This is a genomic window from Bradyrhizobium sp. ISRA464, assembly GCF_029910095.1.
Lineage (GTDB): Bacteria > Pseudomonadota > Alphaproteobacteria > Rhizobiales > Xanthobacteraceae > Bradyrhizobium.
The window spans coordinates 3,877,253-3,897,164 of record NZ_CP094526.1; the positions used below are offsets into that span (position 1 = coordinate 3,877,253).

Consider the following 19,912-nt stretch of genomic DNA (forward strand, 5'->3'; position numbering starts at 1 on the left):
GCCTGGCGGCCGTGGTCGTTATGCGTTGACTAAGTCAACGATATATCGATGACAATGTCAACGATCTCGGCTAGCTTGGCAGCGCGCGCCTTTGTTGGCAGAGGTTGGCCGATGACCGAGAAGCTGAAGACCGGAAGGGCGATACCGCCGGAGATCGTCGTGGACGCGGAACTGGCGCCGATCACCGCCATGATGTCGTCGCGGCTGATGGTGCTAGCGAATCTGCTCAAGCGCGGCGCCATGCTGCGCTACAAGCGCCTCGCCGGACTGTCCTCGGTCGAGTTCGGCTTGGTCGCTTCGCTCGGTCGGCGGCCGCCGATGAGCGTGGTCAGGCTCGCGGAAGCCGTCGGCATGGACAAGGGCCAGATCAGCCGGGCGCTTGCCGAACTGGTCGCGCGCAAGCTGGTGGCCAAGGCGGTCAACCCGAAGGACAACCGCGAGACGCTGGTGTCGCTGACCAAGGCCGGGCTGGCCGCGCATGACGCCATCGTCGCCGGCGCGCAGGAGCGTAACCGCCGCCTGCTGGAACAGCTCAGCCCGGAGGATCTGGAGCGTCTGCTCGGTCATATCGATCGCCTGACCGCGACGGCCGCCGAGATGCTCGCTGCCGAGAAAGAGCGGGGCTGATCTGGGAACAGTGCAGGGCACCAAAGCGCCGCCGCGGCGTTGCCCCAAGGAGGCAAGCGTGCCGCCGGATCGGGCCCGGAGCCTGCGGGGAGGGCGGTAAAAGCGTCAAAATTGCTTGTCTTGCGCCCCCTGTTGCGCTGCGCTAAAGCCTCAAGAACAATTCCAATCAACGAATCTGCGGCACGTCCGAAACCGCAGCAAGAAGGCTTCGCCGATGAGCGGCATCCTGCAGAATTATCTCCCACTTGTGGTCTTTGTTGGGGTAGCGAGCCTGATCGGTTTGGCGCTCCTGATCGCGCCGTTCCTGCTCGCGTTCCAGCAACCGGATCCGGAAAAGCTGTCCGCCTATGAATGCGGATTCAACGCTTTCGACGACGCCCGCATGAAGTTCGACGTCCGGTTCTACCTAGTGGCGATCCTCTTCATCATCTTCGACCTCGAAGTGGCGTTCCTGTTCCCCTGGGCCGTGGCGTTCGGAAAGCTGGGTGCGACCGGCTTCTGGTCGATGATGGTGTTCCTGGCCGTGCTGACGGTCGGGTTTGCATATGAATGGAAGAAAGGTGCGCTCGAATGGGATTGAGCCCCACCGCGCTACAGCCGGCGATCGCGCCGGCTCCGAAGGGCATTCTTGATCCGTCGACCGGCAAGCCGGTCGGCGCCAACGACCCGTTTTTCCTCGAGGTCAATCACGAACTGTCCGACAAGGGCTTCTTCGTGGCCGCGGCCGACGACCTGGTCACCTGGGCGCGGACCGGCTCGTTGATGTGGATGACCTTCGGTCTCGCCTGCTGCGCGGTCGAGATGATGCAGGTGTCGATGCCGCGCTACGACGTCGAGCGCTTCGGATTTGCGCCACGCGCCTCGCCGCGGCAGTCCGACGTGATGATCGTCGCGGGCACCTTGACCAACAAGATGGCGCCGGCGTTGCGCAAGGTGTACGACCAGATGCCGGAGCCGCGCTACGTCATCTCGATGGGCTCCTGCGCCAATGGCGGCGGCTACTACCACTATTCCTATTCGGTGGTCCGTGGCTGCGATCGCATCGTGCCGATCGACATCTACGTGCCGGGCTGCCCGCCCACCGCGGAAGCGCTGCTCTACGGCGTGCTGCTGCTGCAGAAGAAGATCCGCCGCATCGGCACTATCGAACGCTAAGGTTTAACGTCATGGACGACGGCAAGCTCGACGCCCTTGGGCAGACGATCGTGAGCGCGCTTCCGGGCGCCGCCACGGCGCACTCGGTTGCGTTCAACCAACTCACTGTCGACGTCGAGGTGGGCAAGATTGTGGAGGTCGTGACCTTTTTGCGCGACGATCCCAATTGCCGCTTCGTCAACATCACCGACGTGACCGCGGTCGACTATCCCGGCCGCGAAAAGCGCTTCGACGTCGTCTATCATCTGCTGTCGCCGACGCTGAACGCCCGCATCCGGCTGCGTGCCGAGGCCGACGAGACCACGCAGGTGCCGTCGATCATCGGCGTCTTCCCGGGCGCCGACTGGTTCGAGCGCGAGACCTACGATCTCTACGGCGTGATCTTCACCGGCCATCCGGACATGCGCCGGCTGCTGACCGACTACGGTTTCGACGGCCATCCGCTGCGCAAGGATTTCCCGCTCACCGGCTTCGTCGAGGTCCGCTACGACGACCAGGAGAAGCGGGTGCTGTACGAGCCGGTCCGGCTCAACCAGGAATTCCGCAAGTTCGATTTCCTCTCGCCGTGGGAAGGCGCGGACTATCCGCTGCCGGGCGATGAGAAGGCGAAGGCGGAGCCGAAGGCCTGATCATGAACGAGCAACCGCAAAATCTTCGTAACTTCACGATTAACTTTGGTCCGCAGCATCCTGCGGCACACGGCGTGCTCCGTCTTGTGCTCGAGTTGGATGGCGAAGTCGTCGAGCGCGTCGATCCGCATATCGGGCTGCTTCACCGCGGCACCGAGAAGCTGATCGAGCACAAGACCTATCTGCAGGCGATTCCCTATTTCGACCGGCTCGACTACGTCGCGCCGATGAACCAGGAGCATGCGTTCTGCCTCGCGGCGGAGAAGCTTCTCGGCATCACGGTGCCGCGCCGCGGCCAGCTGATCCGCGTGCTCTATTGCGAGATCGGCCGCATCCTCTCCCATCTGCTCAACGTCACCACGCAGGCGATGGACGTCGGCGCGTTAACCCCGCCGCTGTGGGGTTTCGAAGAGCGCGAGAAGCTGATGGTGTTTTACGAGCGCGCCTCGGGCTCGCGCATGCACGCGGCGTTCTTCCGCGTCGGCGGCGTGCACCAGGACCTGCCGCCGAAGCTGATCGACGATATCGAGGCGTGGTGCGATCCGTTCCTCAAGGTGGTCGATGATCTCGATACGCTGCTTACCGGCAACCGTATCTTCAAGCAGCGCAACGTCGACATCGGCGTGGTGCCGCTGACGCAGGCCTGGGAGTGGGGCTTCTCCGGCGTGATGGTGCGCGGCTCGGGCGCGGCCTGGGACCTGCGCAAGGCACAGCCCTATGAGTGCTACGCCGAGATGGATTTCGACATCCCGATCGGCAAGAACGGCGACTGCTATGACCGCTACCTGATCCGCATGGAAGAGATGCGCCAGTCGGTGCGCATCATGAAGCAGTGCATCGAGAAGCTCAAAGCCCCCGACGGGCAGGGGCCGGTCGTGGTCGAGGACAACAAGATCGCGCCGCCGCGCCGGGGCGAGATGAAGCGTTCGATGGAAGCGCTGATCCATCACTTCAAGCTCTATACCGAGGGCGTGCACGTGCCAGCCGGCCAGGTCTATGCTGCGGTCGAAGCGCCGAAGGGCGAGTTCGGCGTCTATCTGGTCGCCGACGGCACCAACAAGCCCTACAAGTGCAAGATCCGCGCGCCGGGCTTCGCCCATCTGCAGGCGATGGATCACGTCTGCCGGGGCCATCTGCTTGCCGACGTCTCGGCGATTCTCGGCTCGCTCGATATCGTGTTTGGAGAGGTCGATCGGTGATGGCGCAGCCGCCCATTCAGTTTGACCGTGCCTCGGGCGCCCTGGAAGGGGCCAACGCCTGGGAGCGGACGGCTGCGCTGGCGCTGGCGACGGGCGCGAAGATCTCCTCGCATTTCTCGCATATGGGCTACATCGCGTGCGCCAACCTGCTGCGCAAGACGCTGCCGGAGCGCGACATCGCGGTAAAGCTCAACGAGGATGCGGTATTCGAGTTTCCGTATGGCGACGGCTACTGGAGCAAGCTGCTCAACCGCGACTACACCTATGAGGATGAGCTCGAGTTGCTGTTCGAGGACTCTGCCGACGTGGGCTATACGTTGCTCGATTGCGGCGCGAACTACGGCTACTGGTCGGTGCTGGCGTCGAGCAGGCCGTTCGGCGCCCATAAGGCGATCGCGATCGAGCCGTCGGAGCAGAACTATGCGAAGCTCACCAACAATTCGCGCGTCAACGGCAATCGCTTCGAGACCATGAAGTGCGCGATCGGCGCCGGCCGCGGCACGGCGCGGTTGTCGGGCACCAAGCACGAGGCCTTCAGTATTGCCGGCGACAGCGCCAACGGCGAGGAAGTGCCGGTCATCGCGCTCGATGATCTGATCAGGGACCAACAGGTCTCGCCCGAGGGCAAGTATCTGGTGAAGCTCGACGTCGAGGGCGTCGAGATCGATGCGATGAAGGGCGGCCAGCGGCTGATGGAAGCCGACAGCGTGCTGCTCTGCGAGGAGCACGGCAGCGACCGCAAGCACACCGTGTCCCGCTACATCCTCGAGCATACACCCATGAAGCTGACCGTGTTCGACCGCCGCACCCGTCGCCTTGAGACCGTGAACGAGTTCTCGATTCTCGATCGCATCAAGGTTTCCACCAACATCGGCTACAACGTGTTCGGCACCGCAAGCGCCTTCTGGCAAGACCGGATCGATGCGCTGAACGCCAAAGCCGCACGCCGCGTGCAATGAGAGACTGAACGATGTCCGTCCGCCGCCTTGCCCCGAAGGAATTGCAGCCCGCGAGCTTTACGTTCACGGACGAGAATCTCGCCTGGGCCAAGAAGGAGATCACGAAATATCCGCCGGGCCGTCAGGCCTCGGCCGCGATCGCGATCCTGTGGCGCGCGCAGGAGCAGCATGACGGCTGGGTCTCGGAAGCCGCGATCCGCGCCGTCGCCGACCTGCTCGAGATGCCGCATATCCGCATGTTGGAGATCGCGACCTTCTACACGATGTTCCAGCTTTCGCCGGTCGGCAAGAAGGCGCATGTGCAGGTCTGCGGTACCACGCCGTGCCGGCTGCGCGGCGCCGGCGACCTGATCGAGGTGTGCAAGCATCGCATCAATCACGAGCCATTCCATCTGTCGAAGGACGGCAACTTCTCGTGGGAGGAGGTCGAGTGCCTCGGCGCCTGCGTGAACGCGCCTATGGTGCAGATCTGGAAGGATACCTACGAGGACCTGACCAAGGAGAGCTTCGGCAAGGTACTCGACGGCTTTGCCGCGGGCAATCCGCCGAAGCCCGGTCCGCAGATCGACCGTCAGTTCTCGGCGCCGGTAGGCGGCCCGACCACGCTGAAGGAAACCACCTGATGCGCGGCTTCCTGATGCAAGCGAGCGGGATGGGGAGGGGCGGTGCGATGAAGGGCTGGCGCTACATCGCCCTGCACACGGCTGCGGCTGCGTGCTTCATCTTCCTGCTGCAGCGCTACGGGCTGAACGCCTCGCTGGAGACCAGCCTGTTGTGGGCCTTCGTGTTCGGCGGTTGCGCCGCGGGGCTCGCCTATACCCAAGCCAATCGGTGATGTTCGGAAAGTTTTGAGCATGCTCGACGACAAGGACCGCATCTTCAAGAACCTCTACGGTCTCCACGATTGGGGCCTCGAAGGCGCGCGCCGTCGCGGCGCCTGGGACGGCACCAAGGCGATCATCGACAAGGGCCGCGACTGGATCATCAACGAGATGAAGGCGTCCGGCCTGCGCGGCCGCGGCGGAGCGGGCTTCCCGACCGGCATGAAGTGGTCGTTCATGCCGAAGGAATCCAAGGACGGCCGTCCGAGCTATCTCGTGGTCAATGCCGACGAGTCCGAGCCGGGCACCTGCAAGGACCGCGAGATCATGCGGCACGATCCGCATCTGCTCGTCGAAGGCTGCCTGCTCGCGAGCTACGCGATGGGCGCGCATGCCTGCTACATCTATGTCCGCGGCGAGTTCATCCGCGAGCGTGAACGGCTGCAGGCCGCGATCGATCAGGCCTACGACGCCAAGCTGATCGGCAAGGACAACGTCAACGGCTGGCCGTTCGACCTCTACGTGGCCCACGGCGCCGGCGCCTATATCTGCGGCGAGGAGACCGCCTTGCTCGAGAGCCTCGAGGGCAAGAAGGGGCAGCCGCGCTTGAAGCCGCCATTCCCGGCCAATGTCGGCCTCTATGGCTGTCCGACCACGGTGAACAACGTCGAGTCGATCGCGGTCGCGCCCGACATCCTGCGCCGCGGCGCCGCCTGGTTCGCCAGCATCGGCCGCCCCAACAATGTCGGCACCAAGCTGTTCTGCATCTCCGGCCATGTCGAGCGGCCCTGCAACGTCGAAGAGGCGATGGGCATCCCGTTCCGCGAGCTGATCGACAAGCATTGCGGCGGCATTCGCGGCGGCTGGGGCAACCTGAAGGCGGTCATCCCCGGCGGTTCGTCGGTGCGCATGGTGCCGGCCGAGCAGATCATCGACACGCCGATGGATTTCGACTCCTTGAGCAAGCTGCGCTCGGGTCTCGGCACCGCGGCCGTGATCGTGATGGACAAGTCGACCGACCTGATCCGGGCGATCGCCCGCATCTCCTATTTCTACAAGCACGAGAGCTGCGGCCAGTGCACGCCGTGCCGCGAGGGCGCCGGCTGGATGTGGCGCGTGCTGACGCGCATGGCCGAGGGCCGCGCCCACAAGCGCGAGATCGACATGCTGCTCGAGGTGACCAAGCAGATCGAGGGGCACACGATCTGCGCGCTCGGCGATGCCGCGGCCTGGCCGATCCAGGGCCTGATCGCGCATTTCCGTCACGAGATCGAGGAGCGTATCGACCAGTATTCGCACAGGGCCGATCTCGACGATCAGGGCGTCCGAGATCCTGTGCAGGTGGCGGCGGAGTGATGGCGGCGAAGCTGGGAAAGACTTGAAGACATGACCAAGATCATCATCGATGGCAAAGAGATCGATGTCGCCCCGGACTACACGCTGCTGCAGGCGTGTGAGGCGGCGGGCGCCGAGATTCCGCGCTTCTGCTATCACGAGCGGCTGTCGATCGCCGGCAATTGCCGCATGTGCCTCGTCGAGGTGAAGGGTGGTCCGAAGCCGGTCGCGAGCTGCGCCTGGGCCGTGCGCGACTGCCGTCCGGGCCCGAAGGGCGAGCCGCCGGAAATCTCGACCCGTTCGCCGATGGTGAAGAAGGCGCGCGAAGGCGTGATGGAATTCCTGCTGATCAACCATCCGCTGGACTGCCCGATCTGCGACCAGGGCGGCGAATGCGATCTGCAGGATCAGGCGATGGGCTACGGCGTCGACACCAGCCGTTTCGCCGAGAACAAGCGCGCGGTCGAGGACAAGTATCTCGGTGCGCTGGTCAAGACCTCGATGAACCGCTGCATCCAGTGCACGCGCTGCGTCCGCTTCTCCGCCGAGATCTGCGGCGCCCCCGAAATGGGTGCGACCGGACGCGGCGAGGATATGGAGATCACCACCTATCTGGAGTCCGCGCTGAGCTCCGAGCTGCAGGGCAACCTCGTCGACATCTGCCCGGTGGGCGCGCTGACCTCGAAGCCCTATGCATTCGCGGCGCGGCCCTGGGAACTCGGCAAGACGCAGTCGATCGACGTCATGGACGGCCTCGGCTCGGCGATCCGCGTCGACACCCGCGGCCGCGAGGTGATGCGCATCCTGCCGCGCATCAATGAGGCGGTGAACGAGGAGTGGATCTCTGACAAGACCCGCCACATCGTCGACGGCCTGCGCACCCAGCGCCTCGACCGTCCCTATGTGCGGGAGAACGGCCAGCTCAGGCCGGCGACCTGGCAGGAAGCCTTCGCGGCGATCGCGGCCAAGGCCGGCCGCAGCGACGGCAAGCGGATCGGTGCCATCGCGGGCGACCTTGCCGCAGTCGAGGAGATGTACGCACTGAAGGAGCTGCTGGCGAAGTTCGGCTCGGTCAATCTCGCGGTGCAGGGCGGCGACGCGTTCGCCGCCAAGGCCGGCCGCGGCACGTATATCTTCAACCCGACCATCGCCGGCATCGACAAGGCCGACGCGCTGCTGATCATCGGCTCGCACCCGCGCAAGGAGGCCGCCGTGCTGAACGCGCGGATCCGCAAGCGTTGGCGCACCGGCGGGCTCAAGGTCGGCATGATCGGCGCCAAGGCCGATTTCACCTATGACCTCGAATATCTCGGCGCGGGCATCGAGACGCTCGCCGATCTCGTGGCCGGCAAGCACTCCTTTGCCGACGTGCTGAAGAACGCCAAGAATCCGATCATCCTGGTCGGTGCCGGCGCCTATACCAGGCATGACGGCGCGGCGGTGCTGGCGCAGGCCGCCAAGCTCGCCGTCGACGTCGGCGCACTCAAGGACGGCTGGAACGGCTTTGCGGTGTTGCAGGACACGGCGTCGCGCGCAGGCGCGCTCGATATCGGCTTCTCGCCGGCGGCCGGCGGCCTGACCGCGGCGCAGATGACGACCTTCGGCACGCTCGACGTGCTGTTCCTGCTCGGCGCCGACGAGATCAGCGCGCCGGACGGCACCTTCGTCGTCTATATCGGCACCCATGGCGACCGCGGCGCGCATCGCGCCGACGTCATCCTGCCGGCGGCGGCCTACACCGAGAAGTCCGGCATCTACGTCAATACCGAGGGCCGCGTGCAGATGGCCAACCGCGCCGCGTTCCCGCCGGGCGAGGCCCGTGAGGATTGGGCGATCATCCGCGCGCTGTCCGACGTGGTGGGCAAGAAGCTGCCGTTCGACTCGATGCAGGCGCTGCGCCAGGCGATGTTCAAGGCCTATCCGCACCTGATGCGGCTCGACCAGATCGAGGCCGGCAAGGCGGACGACGTCAAGGCGCTGGCGGGCAAGGGCGGCAGCGTCGACAAGGCGGCCTTCAAGCCGACCGTCGAGGATTTCTATCTGACCAACCCGATCGCCCGGGCCTCTGCCGTGATGGCGGAATGCTCGCGCCTGGCGTCGGGTCGAATGCTGGCGGCAGCGGAGTGAGCGTGATCTGATGGCTGAATTCTTCGCAAGCTCGTTCTGGACCGGCTTCCTCTGGCCGCTGATCATCATGGTCGCGGAGAGCCTGCTGCTGCTCGTCGTGCTCCTGATCGCGATCGCCTACATCCTGCTCGCCGACCGCAAGATCTGGGCGGCGGTGCAAATCCGGCGCGGCCCCAACGTGGTCGGTCCGTTCGGACTGCTGCAATCCTTCGCCGACCTGCTGAAGTTCGTGCTGAAGGAGCCGACGATCCCGGCCAGCGCCAACAAGGGCGTGTTCCTGCTGGCGCCGCTGGTCTCCTGTGTCCTGGCGCTCGCCGCCTGGGCGGTGATCCCGATGGATTTCGGCTGGGTGATCTCCGACATCAATGTCGGCATCCTCTACATCTTCGCGATCTCGTCGCTGTCGATCTACGGCATCATCATGGCCGGCTGGTCGTCGAACTCGAAATATCCGTTCCTGGCCGCGCTGCGCTCGGCGGCGCAGATGGTGTCCTACGAGGTCTCGATCGGCTTCGTGATCATCACCGTGCTGCTCTGCGCCGGCTCGCTGAACCTCTCGGCGGTGGTGGAGGCGCAGAACACCCGCGGGCTCGCCAGCCTGATCGGCCTGCCGCAGCTCACCATCCTGAACTGGTATGTGTGGCCGCTGTTCCCGATGTTCGTGGTATTCTACGTCTCGTCGCTCGCGGAAACCAACCGTCCGCCGTTCGACCTGGTCGAGGCGGAATCCGAGCTCGTCGCCGGCTTCATGGTCGAATACGGCTCGACGCCGTACCTGCTGTTCATGCTCGGCGAGTACGTTGCGATCACCACGATGTGCGCGATGGCGACGATCCTGTTCCTTGGCGGCTGGCTGCCGCCGGTGGCGCTGCGGCCGTTCACCTGGATTCCGGGGATCGTGTGGTTCGCGCTGAAGCTGTTCTTCATGTTCTTCCTGTTCGCGATGGCGAAGGCGATCGTGCCGCGCTATCGCTATGATCAACTGATGCGGCTCGGCTGGAAGGTGTTCCTGCCGCTGTCGCTGGCGATGGTGGTGATCGTGGCCGCTGTGCTGCAGTTCGCCGGCATCGCGCCGAAGTGAGGCCGTCATGAGTGTTAACGTCAACGCAACAGCCCGCTCGCTTCTGCTGTCGGAATTCGTCTCGGCGTTCTTCCTTGCCATGCGCTATTTCTTCCAGCCGAAGCCGACGCTGAACTATCCCTTCGAGAAGGGCCCGATCTCGCCGCGCTTCCGTGGCGAACATGCGCTGCGCCGCTATCCGAACGGCGAGGAACGCTGCATCGCCTGCAAGCTGTGCGAGGCGATCTGCCCGGCGCAGGCGATCACGATCGAGGCCGGCCCGCGCCGCAACGACGGCACCCGCCGCACGGTCCGTTACGACATCGACATGGTGAAGTGCATCTATTGTGGCCTGTGCCAGGAGGCATGCCCGGTGGACGCCATCGTCGAGGGGCCGAACTTCGAATTCGCGACCGAGACCCGCGAGGAACTCTATTATGACAAGGCCAAGCTGCTCGCCAATGGCGACCGCTGGGAGCGCGAGATTGCGAAGTCGATCGCACTCGACGCGCCGTACCGGTGAGGTGAGGGCATGATCCTTCCGGCGTTGTTCTTCTATCTGTTTGCCGCCGTCTGCGTGGCGTCGGCCGTCATGGTGATTGTCTCGCGCAATCCCGTGCACTCCGTGCTGTTCCTGATCCTGGCGTTCGTCAACGCGGCCGGCCTGTTCATCCTGATGGGGGCCGAGTTCCTCGGGATGATCCTGATCGTCGTCTATGTCGGCGCCGTCGCGGTGCTGTTCCTGTTCGTGATCATGATGCTCGACGTCGACTTCGTGGAGTTGCGCGAGGGCTTCATCCAGTATCTGCCGATCGGCATCGTGATCGGCGGCATCTTCATGTTCGAGCTGTTGCTGGTGGTCGGCGCCTGGGCGATCAACCCGGCCGTGACCAGGACGATCACCGCGGCGATCCCGACCAATGTGAGCAACACCGAGGCGCTGGGCCTCGTGCTCTACACGAAGTACATCCATTACTTCCAGCTCGCCGGCATGGTGCTCCTGGTCGCGATGATCGGCGCCATCGTGCTGACGCTGCGCCACAAGGCGAACGTCAAGCGGCAGAACATCAACGTGCAGAACGCGCGCACGCCGGACATGGCGATGGCGCTGCGCAAGGTATCGTCGGGGCAGGGGCTGCAGGACGCCGACGCGGCGGAGTGGGTGAAATGACGATCGGGCTCGGGCACTATCTCGCGGTCGGCGCGATCCTGTTTACGCTCGGGATCCTCGGTATCTTCCTCAATCGCAAGAACATCATCGTCATCCTGATGTCGATCGAGCTGATCCTGCTCTCGGTCAACATCAATCTGGTGGCGTTCTCGACCTTCCTCGGCGACATCGTCGGCCAGGTGTTCGCACTCCTGGTGCTGACGGTGGCAGCGGCCGAGGCCGCGATCGGCCTCGCCGTGCTGGTGGTGTATTTCCGCAACCGCGGTTCGATCGCGGTTGAAGACGTCAATCTGATGAAGGGCTAACGCATGATCCGGAAAAGTGGAGACCGGTTTTCCGGCACGATCATGCGCAAAGAGAACGTCCAATGATACAGGCAATCGTATTCCTGCCGCTGCTGGGCGCCATCCTCGCAGGGATCATTTCGCTGGTCGGTGCGCATGCGCGCAATCCGAGCGGCGATACCGTCGAGCATCATGACGATGCGCATGGCGACGCCCATGCCGCGGCGGCCCATGATGATCACGGCCATGACGACCACGGCCACGACGATCACCATGTCTCGGAGCCGCCGGCCGCCGGATCGCGGCTGGCCGAGCTGATCACCACCGGCCTCTTGTTCGTATCGGCGGCGCTGTCGTGGTTCGCGCTGGTCGATGTCGGCTTCATGCATCATGACGCCCGCGTCGTGCTGATGCCCTGGATCACCTCGGGCGACCTGCAGGTGGCCTGGACGCTGCGGGTCGACACGCTGACGGCGGTGATGCTGGTCGTGGTCAACACGGTGTCCGCGCTCGTTCACCTCTATTCCATCGGCTACATGGACGAGGACCCGAACCGGCCGCGCTTCTTCGGCTATCTCAGCCTGTTCACCTTCGCGATGCTGATGCTGGTGACCTCGGACAACCTCGTGCAGCTGTTCTTCGGCTGGGAGGGCGTCGGTCTCGCGAGCTACCTCCTGATCGGCTTCTGGTACCAGAAGCCGTCGGCGAACGCCGCGGCGATCAAGGCCTTCGTGGTCAACCGCGTCGGCGATTTCGGCTTCGCGCTCGGCATCTTCGCGATCTTCGCGCTGGTGGGCTCGACCGATTTCGAGACCATCTTCCATGCGGCGCCCGGGCTGACCGGCAAGACCATCGACTTCTTCGGCTGGCATGCCGATGCGCTGACGCTGACCTGCCTGCTGCTGTTCATGGGCGCGATGGGCAAGTCGGCGCAGTTCCTGCTGCACACCTGGTTGCCGGACGCGATGGAAGGCCCGACCCCGGTGTCGGCGCTGATCCATGCCGCGACCATGGTCACCGCCGGCGTCTTCATGGTGGCGCGCCTGTCGCCGCTGTTCGAGCTGTCACCGACCGCGCAGGCGGTGGTGATGTTCTTCGGCGCGACCACGGCGTTCTTCGCCGCGACCGTCGGCCTGGTGCAGAACGACATCAAGCGCATCGTCGCGTACTCGACCTGTTCGCAGCTCGGCTACATGTTCGTGGCGATGGGGGCAGGGGCCTATTCGGTCGGCATGTTCCACCTGTTCACGCACGCCTTCTTCAAGGCGCTGCTGTTCTTGGGCTCCGGCTCGGTGATCTACGCGATGCATCACGAGCAGGACATCCGCAACATGGGCGGCCTGTGGCGCAAGATCCCGTACACCTTCGCGGTGATGTGCATCGGCACGCTGGCGCTGACCGGCTTCCCGCTGTTCGCGGGCTACTTCTCCAAGGACGCGATCATCGAGGCGGCCTATGCGGCGCACAATCCGTTCGCAGTCTACGCCTATCTGCTGACGGTCGCGGCCGCCGGCCTGACCTCGTTCTATTCCTGGCGTCTGATCTTCAAGACCTTCTTCGGCGAGCCGCACGACCAGAAGCACTATGAGGCGGCGCATGAGAGCCCGATGTGGATGCTGGTCCCGATCGGTGTGCTCGCCGCCGGCTCGATCCTCGCGGGCCTCCCGTTCAAGGAGCTGTTCGCCAGCCCCCACGGCGTGGAAGAGTTCTTCCGCGAGTCCGTGAAGATGAACCCGCATATCCTCGAGGACATGGAGCAGATCCCGGCGTGGCTCGCGCCGCTGCCCACCGTCATGATGGTGATCGGCCTGTTCATCTCCTACATGTTCTACATCCGCAGGCCGTACCTGCCGGTCGAGCTCGCGAACCAGCAGCCGATGCTGTACCAGTTCCTGCTCAACAAATGGTACTTTGACGAGGTGTACGACCTGATCTTCGTGCGCACGGCGAAGTGGATCGGCTACACGCTCTGGAAGAAGGGCGACGGCTTCATCATCGACGGCTTTGGTCCCGACGGCGTCTCGGCCCGCGTGCTCGACGTCACCCGCAACGTCGTCAAACTGCAGACCGGTTACCTCTATCACTACGCCTTTGCGATGCTGATCGGGGCTGCCGGATTGATCACCTGGTTCATGTTCGGCTTGGGAGGCCAGTAAATGACAACCTGGCCAATCCTTTCGGTCACGACCTTCCTGCCGACCGTCGGCGCGATCCTGGTTTATCTGCTGGCGCGGGGCGGGGACGAGACCGCCAACCGCACCGCGCGCTGGATCGCGCTGTGGACGACGGTGATCACCTTCGTGATCTCGCTGATCCTGGTGGCACGCTTCGATCCGGCGCAGACCGACTTCCAGTTCGTCGAGAAGGCATCCTGGCTCGCCACCGGCATCACCTATCACATGGGTGTCGACGGCATTTCGCTGCCGCTGCTGATCCTCACCACGGCGATCATGCCGCTGTGCATTATCGCGAGCTGGCGGGCGATCACGACCCGGGTCGGCGAATACATGATGGCGTTCCTGATCCTGGAAACGCTGATGGTCGGCACCTTCTCGGCGCTCGATCTCGTGCTGTTCTACCTGTTCTTCGAAGGCGGCCTGATCCCGATGTTCCTGATCATCGGCGTCTGGGGCGGTCCGCGCCGGGTCTACGCGTCGTTCAAGTTCTTCCTGTACACGCTGCTCGGCTCGGTCCTGATGCTGCTTGCCATCATGGCGCTGTACTGGAACGCCGGCACGACTGACATCCCGACCCTGATGCACACCGCGGTGCCGCGCGGCATGCAGACCTGGGCGTGGCTCGCCTTCTTCGCCTCGTTCGCGGTGAAGATGCCGATGTGGCCGGTACACACCTGGTTGCCGGATGCGCACGTCGAGGCGCCGACGGCGGGCTCGGTGGTGCTGGCGGCGATCCTCCTGAAGATGGGCGGCTACGGCTTCCTGCGCTTCTCGCTGCCGATGTTCCCGCTGGCCTCGCATGACTTCGCGCCATTCGTGTTCACGCTGTCCGTCATCGCCATCGTCTACACCTCGCTGGTGGCGCTGATGCAGGAAGACATGAAGAAGCTGATCGCGTACTCCTCGGTCGCGCATATGGGCTTCGTCACCATGGGCATCTTCGCGGTCACGACGCAGGGCGTCGCCGGCGGCATGTTCCAGATGGTCTCGCACGGCATCGTCTCCGGCGCGCTCTTCCTTTGCGTCGGCATAGTCTACGACCGCATGCATTCGCGCGAGATCGCGACCTATGGCGGCCTGGTGAACCGGATGCCGCTCTACGCGATGACGTTCATGATCTTCACCATGGCCAATGTCGGCCTGCCCGGCACGTCGGGTTTCGTCGGCGAGTTCATGACGCTGCTCGGCACCTTCAAGGTCTCGCTGCCGACGGCGTTCTTCGCCACCACGGGCGTGATCCTGTCGGCGGCCTATGCGCTCTGGCTCTACCGCAAGGTGGTGTTCGGCGCGCTGGTCAAGCCGACGCTGATGTCGATCAAGGATCTCACCTTCCGTGAATGCCTGACGCTGTTCCCGCTGATCGCGCTGACCATCCTGTTCGGCGTCTATCCGAAGCCGGTGCTCGACATGTCGGCCGCTTCGGTCCAGCAACTCGTCAACAATTACAATACCGCCGTGACTGCCGTGAAGGCAGCCTCGCTGGTCGTGAAATAGCATAGCGTTTTCAAGCGAAGTGGGACCCGGTTCGCATGAAGAAAACGCGTCAAATAAAAAGGACAGGACCTCGATCGGAGTTGGGGTTCTCGGTTAGGACAATGCCATGAGCTTTTCCAGTGCAGGTTATCAGTTGCAGCCGGTGCTGCCGGAGCTGGTGCTCGCGGTCGGCGCCATGGTGCTGTTGATGATCGGAGCCTATCGCGGGCAGGGGACGACGCGGCTCGTCACGGCGCTTGCAGTGTGCCTGCTGGTTCTGACCGGCCTGCTGGAAGTGTGGCTGCCGGCCGGCAAGCTCGTCACCTTCGGCGGCAGCTTCATCGTCGACGACTTCGCCCGGTTCCTGAAAATCCTGGCGCTGATCGGCTCGGCCGCGACCCTGATCCTGGCGACCGAGTTCCTGTCGGACCCCTCGCGCCGGACGTTCGAGTTCTCGATCCTGGTGCTGCTGTCGACGCTCGGCATGATGGTGCTGATCTCCGCCGGCGATCTGATCTCGCTCTATCTCGGCCTCGAGCTGATGAGCCTGGCGCTCTACGTCGTCGCCGCGAGCCAGCGCGACAACGCCAAGTCGAGCGAGGCCGGCCTGAAGTACTTCGTGCTCGGCGCGCTGTCGTCGGGCATGCTGCTCTACGGCGCGTCGCTGATCTATGGCTTCACCGGCACGGTCAGCTTCGCCGGCATCGCGGCGGCTGCGACCACGGGCAGCCTCGGCATCGTGTTCGGCCTCGTCTTCCTGCTCGCCGGCCTCTGCTTCAAGGTGTCGGCGGTGCCGTTCCATATGTGGACGCCTGACGTCTATGAGGGCGCCCCGACGCCGGTGACGGCGTTCTTTGCTTCCGCGCCGAAGGTCGCCGCGCTCGCCGTGTTCACGCGCGCGACGCTCACCGCGTTCCCCGGCATCGTCACCGAGTGGCAGCAGATCCTGGTGTTCGTGTCGATCGCCTCGATGGCGCTGGGCTCGTTCGCGGCGATCGGCCAGACCAACATCAAGCGGCTGATGGCCTATTCGTCGATCGGCCACATGGGCTTTGCCCTGGTCGGCCTCGCTTCCGGCACGGTCGAGGGCGCGCAGGGCGTGCTCGTCTATATCGCGATCTATGTCGCGATGACGCTCGGTTCCTTCGCGATCATCATCGCGATGAAGCGCAACGGCCAGGCGGTCGAGCAGATCAGCGATTTCGCCGGCCTGTCGCGCACCAATCCGCTGCTCGCCTTCTTCTTCGCGATGCTGCTGTTCTCGCTCGCCGGCATCCCGCCGCTCGCCGGCTTCTTCGCCAAGTGGTATGTGTTCGTCGCCGCGATCAAGGCAAACCTGTTCACGCTCGCGGTGATCGGCGTGCTGACCAGCGTGGTGGGCGCGTTCTACTACCTGTCGATCGTCAAGGTGATGTATTTCGACCAGCCGGTCGGCAAGCTCGATCCGGTGCGCGTCGAGTTGCGCACGGTGCTGGCGGTCGCAGGCCTCTTCAACATCTTCTTCTTCGCCTATCCAGGGCCGCTGGTCAGCATGGCAACGGCGGCGGCGAAGTCGCTGTTCTGACGCGCATGATCCCGAAACGTGGAGACCGGCTTTCGGAGATGATCATGTGCAAAACGTCAAAATGACCTTCACGCTCGGACCCCGGGCCATTGCGGCGGGCTACAAGCTCGCCGCTTTCGACCAGATCGACTCGACCAATGCCGAGGCGCTCCGGCGCGCCCGCGATGGTGCGCGCGGGCCGATGTGGTTCGTGACCCCGGAGCAGACCGCGGGGCGCGGTCGGCGGCAGCGGGCCTGGGTCGCGCCGCGCGGCAATCTCGCCAGCAGCGTCCTCGAGGTGATGGACGTTCCCCCCGCGGTCGCGGCGACGCTCGGCTTCGCCGCCGGGCTGTCGCTCGAGGCGGCCTTGCAGAAGGTCAGCATCGAAGCGGCGTTGCGGCTCGGGCGGAGCCCGGCATACACCCTGAAATGGCCGAACGACGTGCTGGCTGACGGCAGGAAACTGTCGGGCATCCTGCTGGAGGCCGAAGGTGTCGACGATTACCTTGCGGTCGTGGTCGGGATCGGCACCAACGTCGTGGCGGCGCCCGAGGGCACCCCGACGCCGGCCGTGTCGCTCGCCGCGCTCGGCGTCCAGATCGGGCCGGAAGAGCTGTTCGCAGCATTGTCGGATGCATGGGTCGAGTTCCGCGGGATCTGGGACAATGGCCGGGGCTTTGCCGAGATCCGCCGCCTGTGGCTGGAGCGCGCCGCCGGCCTCGGCGGCAAGGTGGCGATCCAGACCGGGACCGCGGCGCTGGAGGGGACTTTCGACACCATTGATGACACCGGTTGCCTGATCGTCCGTACCGCTGACGGCCAGCGCATGCCCGTGACTGCCGGCGAGGTCTATTTCGGCAATGCAGCCTCGGTGAGGGCCAGTTGATGGCGCGCCCGGACGAACTGACCTTTGCGCCGCTCGGCGGCGTCGGCGAGATCGGCATGAACCTGTCGATCTACGGCCTCGGCAATCGCCATCAACGTGCATGGCTCGCGGTCGATCTCGGCGTCTCCTTCGGCGACGAGGAGCATCTGCCCGGCATCGACCTGATCATGCCGGACATCCGCTTCCTGGAGAAAGAGCGCAACAATCTGATGGGCCTGGTGCTCACGCACGCCCATGAGGACCATTTCGGCGCCATCATCGATCTCTGGCCGAAGCTCGGCTGCAAGATCTACGCGACGCAGTTCAGCGCGTCGTTGTTCGAGGCCAAATGCGCCGCCGAGCGCAATCCGCCGAAGATCCCCGTCACGGTGATCCCGTCGGGTGGCCGGGTCGACATCGGCCCGTTCAATGTCGAGTTCATCCCGGTCGCGCATTCGATTCCGGAGTCGCACGCGCTGGCGATCAGGACCGAAGTCGGCACCGTGCTGCACACCGGCGACTGGAAGATCGACCCGACCCCGATCCTCGGGCTGCCGACCGACGAACGGCGGCTGCGCGAACTCGGCGACGAAGGCGTGCTGGCGCTGGTCGGCGATTCCACCAATGCCGTGCGCGACGGCCGGTCGCCGTCGGAAGCCGAGGTCGCGAAGACCATCGCCGACCTCGTGAAGAAGGCGAAGGGGCGGGTGGCCGTCACCACCTTCGCCTCCAACGTCGCGCGCATGAAAGCGGTCGCCGACGCTGCCAGGGCAGCGGACCGCGAAGTCGTCGTGGTCGGCCGCGCCATGGAGCGGGCGGTGCAGGTGGCGCGCGAATGCGGCTATCTCAACGGCGTGCAGAGCTTCCGCAGCACCGAGGTCTATGGGCATTTCCCGCCGGACAAGGTGCTGGCGCTGTGCACCGGCAGCCAGGGCGAGCCGCGCGCGGCGCTGGCGCGGATCGCCAATGACGATCATCCGCAGATCACCCTGAACAAGGGCGACACCGTGATCTTCTCGTCCCGCACCATTCCCGGCAACGAGAAGGCAGTCGGCAGCATCATCAACGGGCTGGTCGAGCAGGGCGTGGAGGTGATCACCGACCGCGACCATCTGGTGCACGTCTCCGGCCATCCGCGCCGCGACGAGCTCCGCGACATGATCTCCTGGGTGCGGCCGCAACTCCTGATTCCCGTGCACGGCGAGGCCCTGCATCTGGCCGAGCACGCCAAGCTGGCGCGCGCCGCCGGCGTGCCGAAAGTTCTGACCTGCCGCAACGGCGACCTGGTCAAGCTCGGACCGGGCGATTCCGGCATCATCGACGAACTGCCGGCCGGCCGGCTCTACAAGGACGGAACCATCCTGGAGGACGCCAAGTCGCGCGCGGTGGTGGAACGGCGGCGGATGGGATTTGCCGGCTGCGCCTTCGTCGCCATCGCCATGACCGAGCAGGGCGAGCTTGCCGACGATCCCGAGGTTGATCTCGTCGGCATGCCGGAGAAGAATGCCGCCGGCGAAATGCTCGATGACATCGTGTTTGAGGTCGTGGTCTCGACGGTCGAGGGCTTGTCGCGGCCGCGGCGGCGCGATCCGGATGCGCTGGCCGAATCGGTGCGCCGTGCGGTGCGGGCATTGTTGAACGAGCAATGGGGCAAGAAGCCGATCTGCCTCGTGCACGTTCTGACGGTCTGACGCGCACCTCGCGGGCGCGCAACGACAAGGGAGAGAGACATGCTGGGCCGGCTCAATCACGTCGCGATTGCGGTCAAGGACGCCAAGAAGGCGGCCAAGATCTATGGCACGGCCTTCAACGCCGAGATTTCCGACGCCGTGCCGCTGCCGGAGCACGGCGTCGTCACTGTGTTCGTGACGCTGCCGAACACCAAGATCGAGTTCATCGAGCCGCTGGGCGAGGCCTCGCCGATCGCGAAGTTCGTCGAGCGCAATGCCGACGGCGGCATCCACCATGTCTGTTATGACGTACCCGACATCATCGCCGCCCGCGACCGCCTGGTCGCCGAGGGCGCGCGTGTGCTCGGCGACGGCCAGCCGAAGATCGGCGCCCACGGCAAGCCGGTGCTGTTCTTCCACCCCAAGGATTTCTCCGGCGCCTTGGTCGAGATCGAACAGGCCTGAGGTCGCATGGCGTACCAGATTTCCACCGGGCTTGCGATCTACTTCGTCCTTTGGTGGATCGTGCTGTTCCTGACGCTGCCGTTCGGCGTGCGCAGCGAGCAAGAGGACGGGGTTGGTGCGCCCGGCACCGATCCCGGTGCGCCGGTCCTGGCGCAGATGGGACGCAAGCTACTCTGGACCACGCTGCTCTCGGCCGTGATCTTCACGATCGGGATGTGGGCCTATTACGCCGGCTATCTCTCGATCGAGCGGTTGTCGAGACTGATGGGGATGCCGGCGTTCCACAACTGACAAGAAAAGGCCGGATCGGCCCGAAGCGGGAGCGAGGATCAACCTCGCCCTGCGACATCAG

Annotated in this window: 21 protein-coding genes; all 21 read left to right on the plus strand. The window is 64.7% G+C overall.

Translation table 11 applies throughout. The features are described 5' to 3' along the window. Nucleotides 1–111: 111 nt before the first annotated feature. Nucleotides 112–627 (plus strand): MarR family transcriptional regulator, encoded by a 516-nt coding sequence (locus MTX19_RS18245; RefSeq protein ID WP_280978694.1) that lies wholly within the window; start codon nucleotides 112–114, stop codon nucleotides 625–627. A gap of 214 nt (nucleotides 628–841) precedes the next feature. Beyond that, entirely contained in the window at nucleotides 842–1,207 is a 366-nt protein-coding gene (locus MTX19_RS18250; protein WP_280977750.1) for an NADH-quinone oxidoreductase subunit A, read from the plus strand. After that, nucleotides 1,198–1,782: an NADH-quinone oxidoreductase subunit B gene (locus tag MTX19_RS18255; RefSeq protein WP_280978695.1), complete on the plus strand. Its 585-nt coding sequence runs from the start codon at nucleotides 1,198–1,200 to the stop codon at nucleotides 1,780–1,782. Before MTX19_RS18250 ends, MTX19_RS18255 begins: the two co-directional genes overlap by 10 nt. A gap of 11 nt (nucleotides 1,783–1,793) precedes the next feature. After that, nucleotides 1,794–2,411, plus strand: a complete 618-nt coding sequence (locus MTX19_RS18260) for an NADH-quinone oxidoreductase subunit C (protein ID WP_280978696.1) — start codon at nucleotides 1,794–1,796, stop codon at nucleotides 2,409–2,411. 2 nt (nucleotides 2,412–2,413) lie between these two features. Beyond that, nucleotides 2,414–3,610, plus strand: coding sequence for an NADH-quinone oxidoreductase subunit D (locus tag MTX19_RS18265; RefSeq protein ID WP_280978697.1), 1,197 nt, complete (start codon nucleotides 2,414–2,416; stop codon nucleotides 3,608–3,610). After that, nucleotides 3,610–4,569 carry an FkbM family methyltransferase gene (locus MTX19_RS18270; RefSeq protein WP_280978698.1) on the plus strand — a complete coding sequence of 320 codons (960 nt, stop codon included), beginning with the start codon at nucleotides 3,610–3,612 and terminating at the stop codon, nucleotides 4,567–4,569. The genes MTX19_RS18265 and MTX19_RS18270 overlap by 1 nt, the downstream gene beginning before the upstream one ends. Nucleotides 4,570–4,580: 11 nt before the next feature. Next, on the plus strand, nucleotides 4,581–5,192 hold the full coding sequence (gene nuoE / locus MTX19_RS18275; protein WP_280978699.1) for an NADH-quinone oxidoreductase subunit NuoE: 612 nt from the start codon (nucleotides 4,581–4,583) through the stop codon (nucleotides 5,190–5,192). Next, nucleotides 5,192–5,404: a hypothetical protein gene (locus MTX19_RS18280; RefSeq protein ID WP_280977756.1), complete on the plus strand. Its 213-nt coding sequence runs from the start codon at nucleotides 5,192–5,194 to the stop codon at nucleotides 5,402–5,404. The genes nuoE and MTX19_RS18280 overlap by 1 nt, the downstream gene beginning before the upstream one ends. 19 nt (nucleotides 5,405–5,423) lie before the next feature. Next, nucleotides 5,424–6,746, plus strand: coding sequence for an NADH-quinone oxidoreductase subunit NuoF (gene nuoF / locus MTX19_RS18285; RefSeq protein ID WP_280978700.1), 1,323 nt, complete (start codon nucleotides 5,424–5,426; stop codon nucleotides 6,744–6,746). A 30-nt stretch (nucleotides 6,747–6,776) separates the two neighbouring features. After that, entirely contained in the window at nucleotides 6,777–8,852 is a 2,076-nt protein-coding gene (gene nuoG / locus MTX19_RS18290; RefSeq protein WP_280978701.1) for an NADH-quinone oxidoreductase subunit NuoG, read from the plus strand. Nucleotides 8,853–8,862: 10 nt separating this feature from the next. Further along, nucleotides 8,863–9,933, plus strand: a complete 1,071-nt coding sequence (nuoH, locus tag MTX19_RS18295) for an NADH-quinone oxidoreductase subunit NuoH (protein WP_280978702.1) — start codon at nucleotides 8,863–8,865, stop codon at nucleotides 9,931–9,933. Between the two features lie 7 nt (nucleotides 9,934–9,940). Next, on the plus strand, nucleotides 9,941–10,435 hold the full coding sequence (nuoI, locus tag MTX19_RS18300) for an NADH-quinone oxidoreductase subunit NuoI (RefSeq protein WP_018271854.1): 495 nt from the start codon (nucleotides 9,941–9,943) through the stop codon (nucleotides 10,433–10,435). A gap of 9 nt (nucleotides 10,436–10,444) precedes the next feature. Further along, a complete protein-coding gene (locus MTX19_RS18305) occupies nucleotides 10,445–11,083 on the plus strand; it encodes an NADH-quinone oxidoreductase subunit J (RefSeq protein WP_280977760.1) in 639 nt (212 codons plus the stop codon). Beyond that, nucleotides 11,080–11,388: an NADH-quinone oxidoreductase subunit NuoK gene (nuoK, locus tag MTX19_RS18310; protein WP_027537255.1), complete on the plus strand. Its 309-nt coding sequence runs from the start codon at nucleotides 11,080–11,082 to the stop codon at nucleotides 11,386–11,388. Before MTX19_RS18305 ends, nuoK begins: the two co-directional genes overlap by 4 nt. A gap of 62 nt (nucleotides 11,389–11,450) precedes the next feature. Beyond that, entirely contained in the window at nucleotides 11,451–13,523 is a 2,073-nt protein-coding gene (nuoL, locus tag MTX19_RS18315; protein WP_280978703.1) for an NADH-quinone oxidoreductase subunit L, read from the plus strand. Next, entirely contained in the window at nucleotides 13,524–15,038 is a 1,515-nt protein-coding gene (locus tag MTX19_RS18320) for an NADH-quinone oxidoreductase subunit M (RefSeq protein ID WP_280978704.1), read from the plus strand. Nucleotides 15,039–15,144: 106 nt separating this feature from the next. Beyond that, the gene (gene nuoN / locus MTX19_RS18325; protein ID WP_280977763.1) at nucleotides 15,145–16,581 is read left to right on the plus strand and encodes an NADH-quinone oxidoreductase subunit NuoN; all 1,437 of its coding nucleotides are present in this window, start codon (nucleotides 15,145–15,147) and stop codon (nucleotides 16,579–16,581) included. A 61-nt stretch (nucleotides 16,582–16,642) separates the two neighbouring features. Then, nucleotides 16,643–17,446, plus strand: coding sequence for a biotin--[acetyl-CoA-carboxylase] ligase (locus tag MTX19_RS18330; protein ID WP_280984827.1), 804 nt, complete (start codon nucleotides 16,643–16,645; stop codon nucleotides 17,444–17,446). Further along, on the plus strand, nucleotides 17,446–19,116 hold the full coding sequence (locus MTX19_RS18335; protein ID WP_280978705.1) for a ribonuclease J: 1,671 nt from the start codon (nucleotides 17,446–17,448) through the stop codon (nucleotides 19,114–19,116). Before MTX19_RS18330 ends, MTX19_RS18335 begins: the two co-directional genes overlap by 1 nt. A gap of 39 nt (nucleotides 19,117–19,155) precedes the next feature. After that, nucleotides 19,156–19,560, plus strand: coding sequence for a methylmalonyl-CoA epimerase (gene mce / locus MTX19_RS18340; RefSeq protein ID WP_280977765.1), 405 nt, complete (start codon nucleotides 19,156–19,158; stop codon nucleotides 19,558–19,560). A gap of 6 nt (nucleotides 19,561–19,566) precedes the next feature. Next, nucleotides 19,567–19,851: a DUF1467 family protein gene (locus tag MTX19_RS18345; RefSeq protein ID WP_280978707.1), complete on the plus strand. Its 285-nt coding sequence runs from the start codon at nucleotides 19,567–19,569 to the stop codon at nucleotides 19,849–19,851. Nucleotides 19,852–19,912: the final 61 nt, after the last annotated feature.